13 protein-coding genes and 2 pseudogenes are annotated in these 12,317 nt (G+C 69.9%); 6 read left to right on the plus strand and 9 right to left on the minus strand.

Annotated elements, in window-relative coordinates; all coding sequences use genetic code 11:
• The first annotated feature begins 13 nt into the window (after positions 1–13).
• From ACIPXC_RS27975 to glmM, 4 genes are all read left to right on the plus strand, one after another.
• Positions 14–1,297, plus strand: a complete 1,284-nt coding sequence (locus ACIPXC_RS27975; protein WP_401623642.1) for a glycosyltransferase family 87 protein — start codon at positions 14–16, stop codon at positions 1,295–1,297.
• A 238-nt stretch (positions 1,298–1,535) separates the two neighbouring features.
• Positions 1,536–1,979: a 50S ribosomal protein L13 gene (rplM, locus tag ACIPXC_RS27980; RefSeq protein ID WP_030959034.1), complete on the plus strand. Its 444-nt coding sequence runs from the start codon at positions 1,536–1,538 to the stop codon at positions 1,977–1,979.
• A gap of 42 nt (positions 1,980–2,021) precedes the next feature.
• Positions 2,022–2,537, plus strand: coding sequence for a 30S ribosomal protein S9 (rpsI, locus tag ACIPXC_RS27985; RefSeq protein WP_030773858.1), 516 nt, complete (start codon positions 2,022–2,024; stop codon positions 2,535–2,537).
• Positions 2,538–2,672: 135 nt separating this feature from the next.
• Positions 2,673–4,031, plus strand: coding sequence for a phosphoglucosamine mutase (gene glmM, locus ACIPXC_RS27990; RefSeq protein WP_401623645.1), 1,359 nt, complete (start codon positions 2,673–2,675; stop codon positions 4,029–4,031).
• Here the strand turns inward: glmM and ACIPXC_RS27995 are convergent.
• The 8 genes and pseudogenes from ACIPXC_RS27995 to ACIPXC_RS28030 all read right to left on the minus strand — a co-directional run.
• Positions 4,028–4,404 (minus strand): annotated as a pseudogene (locus ACIPXC_RS27995) (DUF389 domain-containing protein); the annotation flags it as partial. The gene glmM and the pseudogene ACIPXC_RS27995 sit on opposite strands and share 4 nt — an antisense overlap.
• Positions 4,290–4,640 carry a hypothetical protein gene (locus tag ACIPXC_RS28000; RefSeq protein ID WP_401623647.1) on the minus strand — a complete coding sequence of 117 codons (351 nt, stop codon included), beginning with the start codon at positions 4,638–4,640 and terminating at the stop codon, positions 4,290–4,292. The gene ACIPXC_RS28000 and the pseudogene ACIPXC_RS27995, both read right to left, overlap by 115 nt.
• Positions 4,641–4,791: 151 nt before the next feature.
• Positions 4,792–5,190, minus strand: a complete 399-nt coding sequence (locus ACIPXC_RS28005; RefSeq protein WP_401623649.1) for a hypothetical protein — start codon at positions 5,188–5,190, stop codon at positions 4,792–4,794.
• A gap of 62 nt (positions 5,191–5,252) precedes the next feature.
• Positions 5,253–5,813, minus strand: a complete 561-nt coding sequence (locus ACIPXC_RS28010; protein ID WP_401623651.1) for a hypothetical protein — start codon at positions 5,811–5,813, stop codon at positions 5,253–5,255.
• Between the two features lie 35 nt (positions 5,814–5,848).
• Positions 5,849–7,123: a hypothetical protein gene (locus ACIPXC_RS28015; protein ID WP_401623652.1), complete on the minus strand. Its 1,275-nt coding sequence runs from the start codon at positions 7,121–7,123 to the stop codon at positions 5,849–5,851.
• A 1-nt stretch (position 7,124) separates the two neighbouring features.
• Entirely contained in the window at positions 7,125–7,868 is a 744-nt protein-coding gene (locus ACIPXC_RS28020; RefSeq protein WP_401623654.1) for an ATP-binding cassette domain-containing protein, read from the minus strand.
• 117 nt (positions 7,869–7,985) lie between these two features.
• Positions 7,986–8,390 (minus strand): hypothetical protein, encoded by a 405-nt coding sequence (locus ACIPXC_RS28025; protein WP_401623656.1) that lies wholly within the window; start codon positions 8,388–8,390, stop codon positions 7,986–7,988.
• Between the two features lie 412 nt (positions 8,391–8,802).
• A pseudogene (locus ACIPXC_RS28030) lies at positions 8,803–9,217 on the minus strand (Tn3 family transposase).
• Positions 9,218–9,427: 210 nt separating this feature from the next.
• Here ACIPXC_RS28030 and ACIPXC_RS28035 point away from each other — a divergent pair.
• Positions 9,428–9,790: a toxin-antitoxin system YwqK family antitoxin gene (locus ACIPXC_RS28035; RefSeq protein ID WP_401623658.1), complete on the plus strand. Its 363-nt coding sequence runs from the start codon at positions 9,428–9,430 to the stop codon at positions 9,788–9,790.
• 354 nt (positions 9,791–10,144) lie between these two features.
• Here ACIPXC_RS28035 and coaA read toward each other — a convergent pair whose 3' ends face one another.
• A complete protein-coding gene (coaA, locus tag ACIPXC_RS28040; RefSeq protein ID WP_401623660.1) occupies positions 10,145–11,194 on the minus strand; it encodes a type I pantothenate kinase in 1,050 nt (349 codons plus the stop codon).
• 293 nt (positions 11,195–11,487) lie between these two features.
• Here coaA and ACIPXC_RS28045 point away from each other — a divergent pair, with 293 nt between their 5' ends.
• The gene (locus tag ACIPXC_RS28045) at positions 11,488–12,258 is read left to right on the plus strand and encodes a hypothetical protein (protein ID WP_401623662.1); all 771 of its coding nucleotides are present in this window, start codon (positions 11,488–11,490) and stop codon (positions 12,256–12,258) included.
• The last annotated feature ends 59 nt before the right edge of the window (positions 12,259–12,317 follow it).

Raw genomic sequence — 12,317 nt, forward strand, 5'->3', positions numbered from 1 at the left:
AGGGAGGGGCGTCGTGGGCCTGAGGCCTGGCATCTGGCTCATGAGGTGGGAGGCCCCGGCCCCGGGGGACCGGCTGGTCGGCTGGCTGCTGCGGCCGGCCCCGCGGTCCTGGCGGGTGGTCTCCCTGGCGGTGCTCCTCGGGATCTGCCTCTCCACGAGCCTGCGGGCGAACTGGGGCTCGGACAACGCCTTCGTCGTCAAGGCGGCGCAGACGCTGCTGGAGGGCGGGTCGCCGTACGAGGACAAGCGCTTCCTCTACCTGCCCAGCGCCGTGCTCATGGCGGTGCCGGAGGCCCTGGTGCCGCGGGGGGTGCTGCGCTGGATCCTGCCGGTCGGGATGGCGGGGCTGCTGGGCGTCGGCTGGCTGGCCGCCCTGCGGCTGTTCTCGGTGCCGCTGCGCTCGCGCTTCGCGGTCGGCGTCCTCACGGTGTTCGCCCTCGCCTACAAGCCGTGGGTGAACCTGGTGCTGATCGGCAACTGGACGGCCGTCTCGGCGGCCGCGCTGCCCGTGGCGCTGCTGCTCGCGCACCGGGGGGCCTGGGGGAGGGCCGGGCTGGTGGTCGGGCTGGCCATCGCCTGCAAGCCGATGCTGGTGCCGATCGGGCTGCTCTTCCTGTTCGCCCGCCGGTGGCGGGGGCTGGCCGCGGCGGTGCTGGTGCCGCTGGCGATCTCGCTGGCCGGGGCGCTGCTGATGCCGAGCCCGACGCTGTTCTTCACCAGGACCCTGCCGTTCCTGCTCCAGGGGCAGGACGCGTACGCGCTGCCCTGGGACGCCTCGCCGATAGCGGTGCTGCCGCGGCTGGGGGTGCCGCAGGCGGTGGCGGTGGCGGTGGCCTTCGCGGGTGCCGCGGCCGGGCTGTGGGCGGCCTGGGCACGGTGGCGGCGTACCGGGGCGGACGGCGACCGGGGTGAGCTGCGTCTCGTGGAGACGGCCTGCATGGTGATGCTCGCCGCATTCCTGGTGTCGCGGCCGTCCTTCGACCACTACCTGCTCGTGGTGCTGCCGCTGCTGCTGGCCTCGGCGGTACGGCCGGGCTCGATGCCCCGCTCGCCCTGGTTCTGGCTGGCGTTGACGCCCCAGCTGGCTCTGCTCCCGTGGCCCTCGGAGCTGGCCCACAAGCGGCGCGCCTTCAAGGACTGCGCCACGCTGTGCGGGGTCGCGTTCCTGCTGGCGCGTCGTGCACTGCGTCCGGATCGGGTTATTCTGAAGCCCGTAACAACTGCGGGGTCCCCACCCAGGACCGAACCGGAGTGCGCCGCGACGCCAGCAGAATCGGCATCGCGGACCGCGTTTTGACCCGTACGGGTCTGCTTGGGTATCCTGCTGGTTTGTTATGCGTATTGGCTTTCTCATTCTCACGTGAAAGGGCCTTACGCCGGTCCACCGGACCGATGACCAGCAGTTGGCCGTTCACTCGGGTTGCGTCCCTGATGTGAACGTGGGCTGTCGTGATCGTCCGTGGTGACCCTGTCAGGACCTTCCCGCCGGGCTTGCGCCCGTGGGATACCACCACTGAAGAAGCGAAGGCATACGCGTGCGTACGTTCAGCCCCAAGCCCGGCGACATCTCGCGCCAGTGGCTCGTCATCGACGCCCAGGACGTCGTCCTCGGCCGTCTGGCGACCCAGGCCGCTGCCCTCCTGAAGGGCAAGCACAAGCCGACCTACGCCCCCCACATGGACATGGGTGACTTCGTCGTCATCATCAACGCCGACAAGGTGCACCTGTCCGGCAACAAGGCCTCCCAGAAGATGGCCTACCGCCACTCCGGTTTCCCGGGCGGTCTGCGCTCCGTGCGTTACGACGACCTGCTGGCGAACAACCCGGAGAAGGCCGTCGAGAAGGCCGTCAAGGGCATGCTCCCGAAGAACTCCCTGGGCCGTCAGATGCTCTCGAAGCTGAAGGTCTACTCGGGCGACCAGCACCCCCACGCTGCCCAGCAGCCGGTGCCGTTCGAGATCACCCAGGTCGCGCAGTAGTTCCGGCCACCCCCTAAGACACAGAGAATTCTGAGGAGCATCGTGGCCGAGACCACCGCCGAGACCCCCGTCGACGAGTTCGAGGGCGTCGAGGAGTACACCACCGAGTCCGAGGTCGTCGTCGAGGGCGACTACACCTCCGAGTCCCTTGCCGGTCGCTTCGGTGACCCCCAGCCGGCCGCCGGCCTGGGCCGTCGCAAGAACGCCATCGCCCGCGTCCGGATCGTTCCGGGCACCGGCAAGTGGAAGATCAACGGTCGCACCCTTGAGGACTACTTCCCCAACAAGGTGCACCAGCAGGAAGTCAACGAGCCCTTCAAGCTCCTTGAGCTCGACGGCCGCTACGACGTCATCGCCCGCATCTCGGGTGGCGGCGTCTCCGGCCAGGCCGGCGCCCTGCGCCTCGGCGTGGCCCGTGCGCTGAACGAGGCGGACGTCGACAACAACCGCCCGGCGCTGAAGAAGGCCGGCTTCCTCTCCCGCGACGACCGTGCGGTCGAGCGCAAGAAGGCCGGTCTCAAGAAGGCCCGTAAGGCTCCGCAGTACAGCAAGCGCTAATCTGCGCCTGCTGTTCCGCAACGAAACCGCCCCGGCAGCACTGTCTGTGCTGCCGGGGCGGTTCGTTTACCGCCACAAGCGGCACATACCTGACACAAGCGGTCATACGCGAAGCGCACACTCGGGAGGACAACAGTGGGACGACTCTTCGGGACGGACGGTGTACGCGGCGTCGCCAACGCGGATCTGACGGCGGAGCTCGCGCTCGGCCTCTCCGTGGCGGCTGCCCACGTACTCGCCGAGGCGGGCACCTTCGAAGGCCACCGGGCGACCGCGGTGGTCGGCCGGGACCCCCGGGCCTCCGGTGAGTTCCTGGAGGCCGCGGTCGTGGCCGGCCTCGCGAGCGCGGGCGTGGACGTCCTGCGCGTCGGTGTGCTGCCCACCCCGGCGGTGGCGTATCTCACCGGTGCGCTGGGTGCCGACCTCGGCGTGATGCTCTCCGCCAGCCACAACGCCATGCCCGACAACGGTGTCAAGTTCTTCGCCCGCGGCGGCCACAAGCTCGCCGACGAGCTGGAGGACCGCATCGAGTCCGTCTACGAGGAGCACCGCACCGGGGCCCCCTGGGACCGGCCCACCGGGGCCGGTGTCGGCCGTGTCTCGGACTACACCGAGGGCTTCGAGAAGTACGTCTCCCACCTCATCGGCGCCCTCCCCAACCGTCTCGACGGCCTGAGGATCGTCCTCGACGAGGCGCACGGCGCCGCCGCCTACGTCTCGCCCGAGGCGTTCGCCCGGGCCGGCGCGGAGATCGTCACGATCGGCGCCGAGCCGGACGGCCTGAACATCAACGACGGCTGCGGCTCCACCCACCTCGACCTGCTGAAGGCGGCCGTGGTCGAGCACGGCGCCGACTTCGGCATCGCGCACGACGGCGACGCGGACCGCTGCCTGGCCGTGGACGGCAGCGGCGCGGAGGTCGACGGCGACCAGATCCTCGCGGTGCTGGCACTGGCCATGCGTGAGGCCGGCCAGCTGCGCGAGAACACCGTGGTCGGCACCGTGATGTCCAACCTGGGCTTCAAACTGGCCATGGAGGCCGAGGGTATCCAGGTCGTGCAGACCGGTGTCGGTGACCGCTACGTGCTGGAGTCGATGAAGGAGCACGGCTACGCGCTCGGCGGCGAGCAGTCCGGCCACGTGATCATCCTCGACCATGCGACGACCGGTGACGGCACCCTGACCGGCCTGCTCCTCGCGGCCCGCGTCGCGGCCACCGGCAGGTCCCTCGCGGAGCTGGCGGGCGTCATGCAGCGGCTGCCGCAGGTCCTGATCAACGTCCCCGACGTGGACAAGTCCCGGGTCGCCACCTCCGCCGAGCTGGCGGCGGCCGTCTCCGACGCCGAGCGCGAGCTGGGCACCACCGGCCGGGTCCTGCTGCGTCCCTCCGGCACGGAGCCGCTCGTGCGGGTGATGGTCGAGGCCGCCGACATCGAGCAGGCCCGCTCGGTCGCCGGCCGGCTCGCGGACGCCGTGAAGTCGGCCCTCGGCTAGCGGGCGCCGCCGCCAGGCCTGTGGGGCGCACCCGGTTTCCGGATCATCCGGTTCTGCCGGGTGCGCCACAGCGGTTTCCAGGCGATGAGGGAGAGCGTGCCCAGAGGACGATGCCGCCCAGGTTGAGCGCCGGCTGGACGCCGGAGCCCCGCATCTGGCCGAGGTCGCCGTAGCCGAGGGCCACGACGGCGTTGGCGGCCGCCGGGACGGTGGTCACGGAGATCCCCACGCCGACCAGGGCGCCGGCCTTCGCGGACGTCAGTGAGAGCATGCCGGCCGCGCCCGCGAGTAGCGCCACGACGAACGGGAAGGGGTCGGGCTGCCGGATGAAGCCGGTGTCCGGCCGTTCGTTCCCCAGCAGGTGCTCGTGGAACTGCGGTGCCGTCCAGGACGACCAGATCCGGATGGGTGGTGCTGGCCCTTTTCCGCGCCGGTGGTGATGACTGGCCGGGCGGCGATGTCGCGCAGGCTCATCTCCTGGTCGCGTAGGTGGAGGGCCATGGAGAGCATGGCGTCATCCGTGACGCCCGCGCCGCCGATGGTCTTGCCCCGTTTGCGGGCGGACTCCTGGCCCTCCAGGGTGCGGTCGCGGATGTACTCGCGTTCCATGCCAGACATGATCGCCGCAGGTGGATCGCCGGGCGGCCGGATGTTTCACGAGTGACCACCTATGAAACAGCTCGCCTCGTCCTGCCGCCCGCACGGCGGCTCGCGGTCCGGGTCCGCGAGCCGCCCCCAGATGCTGGCTCAGGTTGGCGTGTTAGTAGTCGACGCGCACACCGGATGCTGACACGGAGAAGCCGGACGGCAGTTGGGTCTCGAAGTAGTAGGTGCCGGAGGCGAGGTCGCCCCAGTAGTTGGTGTTGCAGGTGTTCTGCTTGGATCCCTTGCCTTCGTCCGGTCCGAAGACGTCTTTCCAGACTTCGAGGCGGAACCCGGTCGACAGGTGGGGCGATCCGCTGCAGCTCCACAGGGAGACGGAGGTGCTGGTGGCGTCGGTGTTCTTGTCTGTCCAGCGGCGGGACTCACCACCGTCTGTGTAGCCGCTGAGCGAGGAGGTGAAGTAGCCCTCGGCGTGCGCGGGGGCGATGCCGGCAGCCAGAGTCAGGACGGCCGCTGCGGCGGCGCCGCGGATCGCACGCGTGCGTATGTGATGCACGTTTCTCCTTATAGAAGGGGGTGACGGCCTCTCATGCGGAGGCCGGGTCTGGGCATGGCGGACTAAAGACCCGGGATGGTCAGGGGCGGGCGGCGCCATGTCAGTGCGAACGCCATGCCTGCGGGGAGCAGAGCAGCGACGAGGAGCAGTGCGGGGAGGGAGCCGGCAGGCTGGAGGATCCAGGCCCATTGCTCGGGTTGGCCGTTGCGGGCCCAGCCTGTGGCGGCGCAGACGAGGGGGACGCAGGCCAGCGCCGATGTGGACAGGTGTCGGCCGAAGAGGGGCATCAGAAGGAGGGCGAGCGCGGTGTATCCGGCGAGATTGCGGCCCAGGATGGTGGTGAGGCCGTCTCCGCCGACGAGGCGGCTGACCACCGCGGTGCTGAGGCCGAGGGCGCCGATGGCCCCGGCGAGAGCGGTGTCCCAGGCTCGCAGAGGTCGGCTCGCGACCGTCTCGGTGGCAAGATCGCCGCGGCCCGTGCCGTAGAGGAGGACGATCGCTGGGGCCAGGGTGATCAGGTGCCCGATGAGGAAGTCTCCTGATGCGCCAGTCAGCGCGGGTACGGGGAGCTGGGCGTCGCCGATGAGGAGGCCGAGGGCGATCGTGGCGACAAGGGTGGCCACGAGGGCAGGGACCGCGCGGGCCTTGCACCACCAGATCACTGGCCGCTCCCGGCGATGAGGGCGATCGGCGGCTGGTCGGTGCAGTTGGCCATGGCAGCGACGTTGCGCTGATACCAGTCGAGCTGGACGTTCTTCGGCTGGGTGAGGACCTTCTCGGCGACGAAGGCGATGTCGCGCGGGTCGAAGCGGCCCTCGATGAGGCGGGTTTCCCCGGTGGCCGTGGCATAGAGCCACGCCGAGACGGGGCCTCGGGCGGCACCGGCGGGGTAGACGTCTCCGTCGAGGGCGCAGGCGGGCGGCTGCGGAAGGAACCCGGAGGCGACGCCGGCTGCGAGGTCGCTGGGGGTGGGACGGGTGGGGATGCCGAGCTTGCTCTGCCCCGGGCCGGGTTCAGCCGCCATGGTGAGGGCGGGCGCAATGGTGAGACCGGCCTTGGCCAGGCGATCGGTCGCCGCCCGGGCACCAGTCGCGATCATGCCGGCTTGAGGTTTCAGCTCTGGCCACAAGCACACCTTCGGGGCGCCGTCGTCGCAGACCAGCTCGGCGGTGGGGCGGGCGACCACCGGGTCGTAGTCGATGTCCCGGGCCAGGTAGCCCGCGATGCCGACGCCCGCAACCGCCAGGACGAAGGCTGCCGCGCCTGCCGGGAGGGTGCCCCGGAAGTGGATCAGAATCAGGGCGGCGCAGCTGATGGCGAGGGCGAAGACGGCGCCGCTCCACAGGGCGCGAGGGTCGACGACCTGGTCGACGGCGCAGCAGTTGTCGAGGCTGCTGGCGACGATGTGCCGGATCCAGCGGACGCTCCAGGACGCGGGGTAGGCGTTGGCGATGAAGCCCACGACCAGTGCGAGGGGGGCTGCGAGGACGCCGGGCAGAATTCGGCCCAGGACGGCTCCCGCCAGCGTGTTCGCGATGAGCATGGCAGTGGAGACGGCGAGGATGCCCAGGTCCGGGATGCCGAAGCCCAGGTCGGCGGCGGCTGCCGCGGTGGCGAACGCGACGAGGAGGGCGAGCAGGCCCATGATGACGACCGGGGCGAGGGCGGGGAAGGTGATGGCGAGCGGGGAGCGGACCGGACCCTGGTCGAAGACCCGCCCCCGGTGGAGGCGGGCACCCTCCCACGCGCCGGCAGCCGCGCACGCGGCGGCGATGAAGGGCTGGGCGAACGTGGCGGTGCCGGTGGCGGAGGGCCAGTACAGCGGCGTCACCCAGGAGGTGAGATCGTCCCCCAGGGCTGTGACCACGAACAGGGCGAGCAGGGGCAGCAGCCAGGTCGCCGAAGAGGACCGGATGATGGTGCGCAGCAGCATCTCAGACCTCCTTGCCGACGAGCCGGGCGTAGGCGCTCTCCGCGTGCGCACGGGGCGATTCCCCGTGATCGGCGAGCTCATGGAACTGGGCGGTCGTGCCCTGGAAGCGGACGGTCCCCTCGTCCAGGACGACGACCTGGCTGTAGAGGTCGAAGAGGTCTTCGGTCTGGTGGGTGGAGACCAGGACCTGGACGTCCCCGGTAAGCTCCTCGACGAGCCTGCGGAAAACCGACCGCTGCTGCGGGTCGAGGCCGGCGGTCGGCTCGTCCATGAGGATCAGTTCGCTGCGGTGCGTCAGCGCCCCCGCGATGCCCATGCGGCGCAGCTGGCCCCCGGAGACCTGATGGCTCTTGCGGTTGGAGAGCTTGCTCAGCAGTACCCGGTCAAGAGCCCGTTCGGACGCCTGCCAGGCGTCACCGCGGGACATTCCCTTGAGCCAGCCCGCGTAGGCGACCTGTTCCCGGACGGTGAGGCCGGGCATCGGCGTCACCTGCTGGGGAATCCAGGCGACCTGGCGGCGGAAGGCAGTCCTCTCGCGGCGCTTCGCGGGATCGAGGTCCTTGAAGGACAGTCGGCCGCCGTGGGGACGCAGCTGCGAGGAGGCCAGCGCCATCAGCGTCGACTTGCCGGCGCCGTTGGGTCCCAGGAGGACCGTCGCGGGACTGTCCAGATGGAGGTCGAACCCGTCGAACACGTCGTTCCTCCGGGTGTACCGGAAGGTTACGCCGTCGAATACCAGAGCCATGAGCTTGCGCAATCCGCCGCCCGGCGTGCGGGCGGCTGGTAGTGGTCCGCTGGAGCGAGTACCGCCCCAAGAGCCCTGCGGAACAGGCATCTTGAGGCGGCGGTCACGCGATGTGTATCAGTACTGGGTGTAGACGTCCTGCACCGTCAGGTATTGGCCGTACTTCAGGCCCGTCAGCTTGAAGTAGTACTTCGCCGTGGCCTTGTCGCCCCAGCTGACGTAGTTGCAGGTGTTCGTCCGAGTCCCCTGCGACTCGTCCGGGCCGAAGACGTCCTTGTACAGCGTGAGCGAGGCACTGCTGAAGCCGCTGCCACTGTCGGTGCTGCAGCCTCCGAAGCCAACCAAGGTCGCAACATCATCGGAGTTACGGTCGTCCCAGCGGCGCGATTCGCCGCCAACCTGCCATCCGCCGATGTAGGAGTTGAAGCTGCCCTCCGCGTAGGCGGGCGTGGTTGCCACCAGGCCGAGAAGCGCGGCGCCGACCAGAGCACCCCGTACGGTTGTGCGATTCGTGAGGCTCATGCCGATCCAATCCCAGTCAGAGAGACAGCAGCGGGACGGCGCGAGACGAGGATTATGCGGCGCCTGAATGCCCCCCGGCCACGCCAATAACGCGATTCGAGTGTTCGAACGCCGTGCAAAGTACCTACCGAATCGACTGGTGGCCAAGCGATTTCAAGTCGCTTGACCAAGTGCGATCGCGATGGTTGTGGCACTACGTCTCCATGGGCAATGCTGCCGCGGAGGACCCCCGAGAAGAGTTCCCCTGCGGGCGCACCAGGATTCCCCCGTTGGGTCCACGTGCCTGAGAGACGACCGTGTACGACAGAGGGCAGCACTGCGGCACCCGCAGCTGTCCGGACTTCCGCTGCCCAGTCCCTGACCGGCCCGTACGCTCTGGCTTCGGGCACCTTGTCGGGGTCGATTCGCCGCTCTACAGCCCGGCTCCGGGATCGCCCGGGTACACGGTCCGCAGCGGCCGGTGTCCCCGGTCGTCGAGCTGGGCGAGTTCGCGTTCGTAGTCGACGGTGATGGAGCCGTAGTAGTTGACGGACGAGCTGCGGGCCGGGGAGATGTGGGAGAGGACCTCGGCGTCCACCTCGCGGCCGGCGGTGCGTAGTTCGCCGACGGCCAGGCCCAGATATTCGGTGTGCCAGCAGACCACGCTGTTGGTCACGACGGTCAGGCACCACGCCTGCTCGTTCTGCTGCTCGGGCCGGCGGCGGGCTACCGTGCCCTCACGGGAGTAGTGGAGCTGACGGCGCGTTCTGCCGGGAGGACGCCGACAGCTTGCCCACGCTCAGGGAGGCGGTGGCGTGCCCGTACTTCAGCGACCCCGCAAGACGCACCAAGTCGTCCCAGTGGTCGGCGACCAGGTTAAGCCTCTGTCTACTTCCCCTTCATGAAGGAGGCGAACGACGCCGGAGCCAAGATGCCGCCGAGGCGGGCTCCTTTCTGTGCCAACTGAGCCCATGTGCTTCAGGACGTCGAGGGGGGCTTTGGCAGGTTCACAGGATTCCCGCCGGAGATGAACACGAACTTCCAGGCTTGGTGAGGGCATGCAGCGTATTGACATTGACGACCCGGATGTGGACGGCGACTACGCTCACCGGTTGCTCTACCGGGGAGAGCTGTTCACGGGCGAGGCCGAAGAGTTCGTCGCCGGGCGCCGCGTGAGCCTGACGACCTACAGGGAGGGCATCAAGGACGGCCCCTATCGGCAGTGGTACGCGAGCGGGGTCCTGCAGGCCGAGGGCGTGATGCGCACGGGGCGTTTGGCCGGGGAGGCCCGGCGGTGGCATGAGAACGGCGTCCTCGCGCAAAGACTGGTTCAGAGCGAGGACGGCCGCTTTTCCCTCCAGGCATTCGAATGGGACGAAAACGGCGCTCCTACGCGAACCTGGGATCGGGACAAGGTGTGATTCAAGGGCCTGATTCACGTGTGCGCAACAATGGGCGCCGGATTTCCTGACGGTGGATCCGTGGTGGTTCTGCGCAAGTGCCGGTCCTGGGTCGAGCCTTCTCCACGCCGTTCCGTCCCCGAGGCTGAATTCCGGAGAAGGCGGGTAGGAGCGCGCATGCCCTTGCCGGAAGTGGCACCGTGATCGCCAGTACGCCAGTCGCCCGATGAACGTGGGGCGACTTCATCGAGGACGTGGACCCACTGGTCCGGTGCCTCGGAGACCTGATGGCGGCTCGATCCGTGCTGGCCTCGCATCGGCTCGCGCCCGGCGAGCCGACCAGCGTCGGTGGGCCGGCTGTCCGTCGTCTCCACGCTACAGCTTGCGCAGGCTCAGCTTCTGGACCTTGTGGTCCGGGCCCTTGCGTACGACGAGGGTGGCACGGCCGCGGGTGGGGGCCACGTTCTCCAGCAGGTTGGGCCGGTTGATCGTCCGCCACGTCGTCTGCGCGTACTCCATGGCCTCCTCCTCGGAGACCTGCGTGTACTTGCGGAAGTACGAGAAGGGGTTCTGGAAGGCGGTCTCGCGCAGCTTCCGGAAGCGGTTGAGGTACCAGCGCTCGATGTCCTCCGGGCGGGCGTCCACGTACACGCTGAAGTCGAAGTAGTCGGCGAGGGCGACGCGGGTGCGGCCGTCGGTGCCGGGGAGCGCCGGCTGGAGCACGTTGAGGCCCTCGACGATGAGGATGTCCGGGCGGCGGACGACGAGCTCCTCGCCCGGCACGATGTCGTAGATCAGGTGCGAGTAGACCGGGGCCCGCACCTCGTCCTTGCCGGCCTTGATGTCGGCGACGAAGCGGGTCAGCGCGCGGCGGTCGTAGGACTCGGGGAAGCCCTTGCGGGAGGTGAGGCCGCGCCGCTGGAGCTCCTTCATCGGGTACAGGAAGCCGTCGGTGGTCACCAGCTCCACGCGCGGGTGCTCGGGCCAGCGGGCGAGCAGGGCCTGGAGCAGGCGGGCCACAGTGGACTTGCCGACGGCGACCGACCCGGCGACCCCTATGACGAAGGGGGTGCCCGCCTGCGCGCCGTGGCCGTTGCCGGCGTCGCCGAGGAAGGTGTTCAGCGTGCCGCGGAGGTTGCTGGTGGCGCCGACGTAGAGGTTCAGCAGGCGCGAGAGCGGCAGGTAGACGTCGCGGACCTCGTCGAGGTCGATGACGTCGCCGAGGCCGCGCAGGCGCTCCACCTCGTCGGCGGTCAGCGGCAGCGGCGTCCGCTCGCGCAGGGCGCTCCACTCGGCGCGGGTGAGGTCCACGTACGGCGAGACCTCGGGGCCGCGGCGGTGCGCGGTGCGCGGGGGCTGCCCCTCCCGGCCGGTGTGCTCCGTTGCACCCCCGGGCGTGTTGCTTCGTGGCGGCGAAGTGATCACACCGCCATTGTCGGGGCTCTGGGGCGGTTGTGGGTGGTGGGGTCGGTCACGTGGCCAAAGGGACGGCAGGCGGCAACCGTCTCGATTCGGGAGGCACGAGGTCTCGCCCCGGTCACGATCGCTCCGGGACGGCGTATTCGGGCGGGTGCATGTCAGCGGGGACACGTACATTTGATCATCGCGGCTCGGGCGAGCCCCCTGGGGAGGGGGCGGGGCGCCGTACGAGCCCTCGTACGAGCCGTCGTACGAGCCGTCCCGATCGTCACCGCTTCACCCTGTGGGGGAGATTCTTCATGCGCAGCACCCTGGTCCGCCGTTCCGTCATGACCGCCTCCGCCGTCTCGCTGGCCCTGCTGGCCACCGCGTGCGGCTCCGACACGTCCGACACCAAGGCCGACACCAAGCCGTCCGAGGTCCCCGCGACGTCCGCCGCCCCGGCCGCCAAGGCGAAGACGAGCGCCGAGCTGGAAGGCGTGATCGTGGTCCAGGCCGACCTGCCCAACCACGTGGTCAAGGCCCCCACCGCGGCCGAGACCGCGGGTGCGGCCGGCGCCAAGAGCGACAAGCCGGAGTGCCAGCCGCTGGTGTCGGCGCAGTCCATGAATGCGGTGGGCACCGCCGCGGGCACGGCCGGGACCCGCGCCGTCGTCAAGGGCAAGGCGCCCGCCGCCGACGCCAGCCCCGAGGAGAAGCTCAAGGCCGGCCTGGACGCCCTGGGCGGTACGGTCACCTCCGTGTACCTCGCCTCGTACGAGGGCAAGGGCGCCGCGGAGGCCTTCGCCTCCCTCAAGACGGCGGGCACGGCCTGCGCCGGCGGCTACACGGGCAGCCAGGCCGGCGACTCCCTCAAGATCACGAAGGTGGCCCCGGGCGCTGCCGTCAGCGCGGGAGACGAGGCACTCGCGTACACCGTGACGGGTGAGGCGGACGGCGAGACGCTGACCACGGAGCTCGTGGTCGTGCGCAAGGGCAACACCCTCGCGACCTTCTCGGCCCTGAGCATCAAGGGTGCCGCGGAGCAGCCGAAGGACGTCGTCGACACCCAGGTGAAGAAGCTCGGCTGAGGCACCGTCCGACGCACCGTCAACCCCGCTCCGGCCCATCCGCCGGGGCGGGGTTTTCG

This window comes from Streptomyces sp. NPDC090021 (genome assembly GCF_044748225.1).
Taxonomy (GTDB): domain Bacteria; phylum Actinomycetota; class Actinomycetes; order Streptomycetales; family Streptomycetaceae; genus Streptomyces.

Excerpts from the sequence above, each read along its gene's own strand:
- ACIPXC_RS28000 (WP_401623647.1), bottom strand. The coding sequence starts at position 4,640 with ATGGAACGCGAGTACATCCGCGACCGCACCCTGGAGGGCCAGGAGTCC.
- ACIPXC_RS28015 (WP_401623652.1), bottom strand. The coding sequence starts at position 7,123 with ATGCTGCTGCGCACCATCATCCGGTCCTCTTCGGCGACCTGGCTGCTG.
- ACIPXC_RS28020 (WP_401623654.1), bottom strand. The coding sequence starts at position 7,868 with ATGGCTCTGGTATTCGACGGCGTAACCTTCCGGTACACCCGGAGGAAC.
- ACIPXC_RS28025 (WP_401623656.1), bottom strand. The coding sequence starts at position 8,390 with ATGAGCCTCACGAATCGCACAACCGTACGGGGTGCTCTGGTCGGCGCC.
- ACIPXC_RS28035 (WP_401623658.1), top strand. The coding sequence starts at position 9,428 with ATGCAGCGTATTGACATTGACGACCCGGATGTGGACGGCGACTACGCT.
- ACIPXC_RS28045 (WP_401623662.1), top strand. The coding sequence starts at position 11,488 with ATGCGCAGCACCCTGGTCCGCCGTTCCGTCATGACCGCCTCCGCCGTC.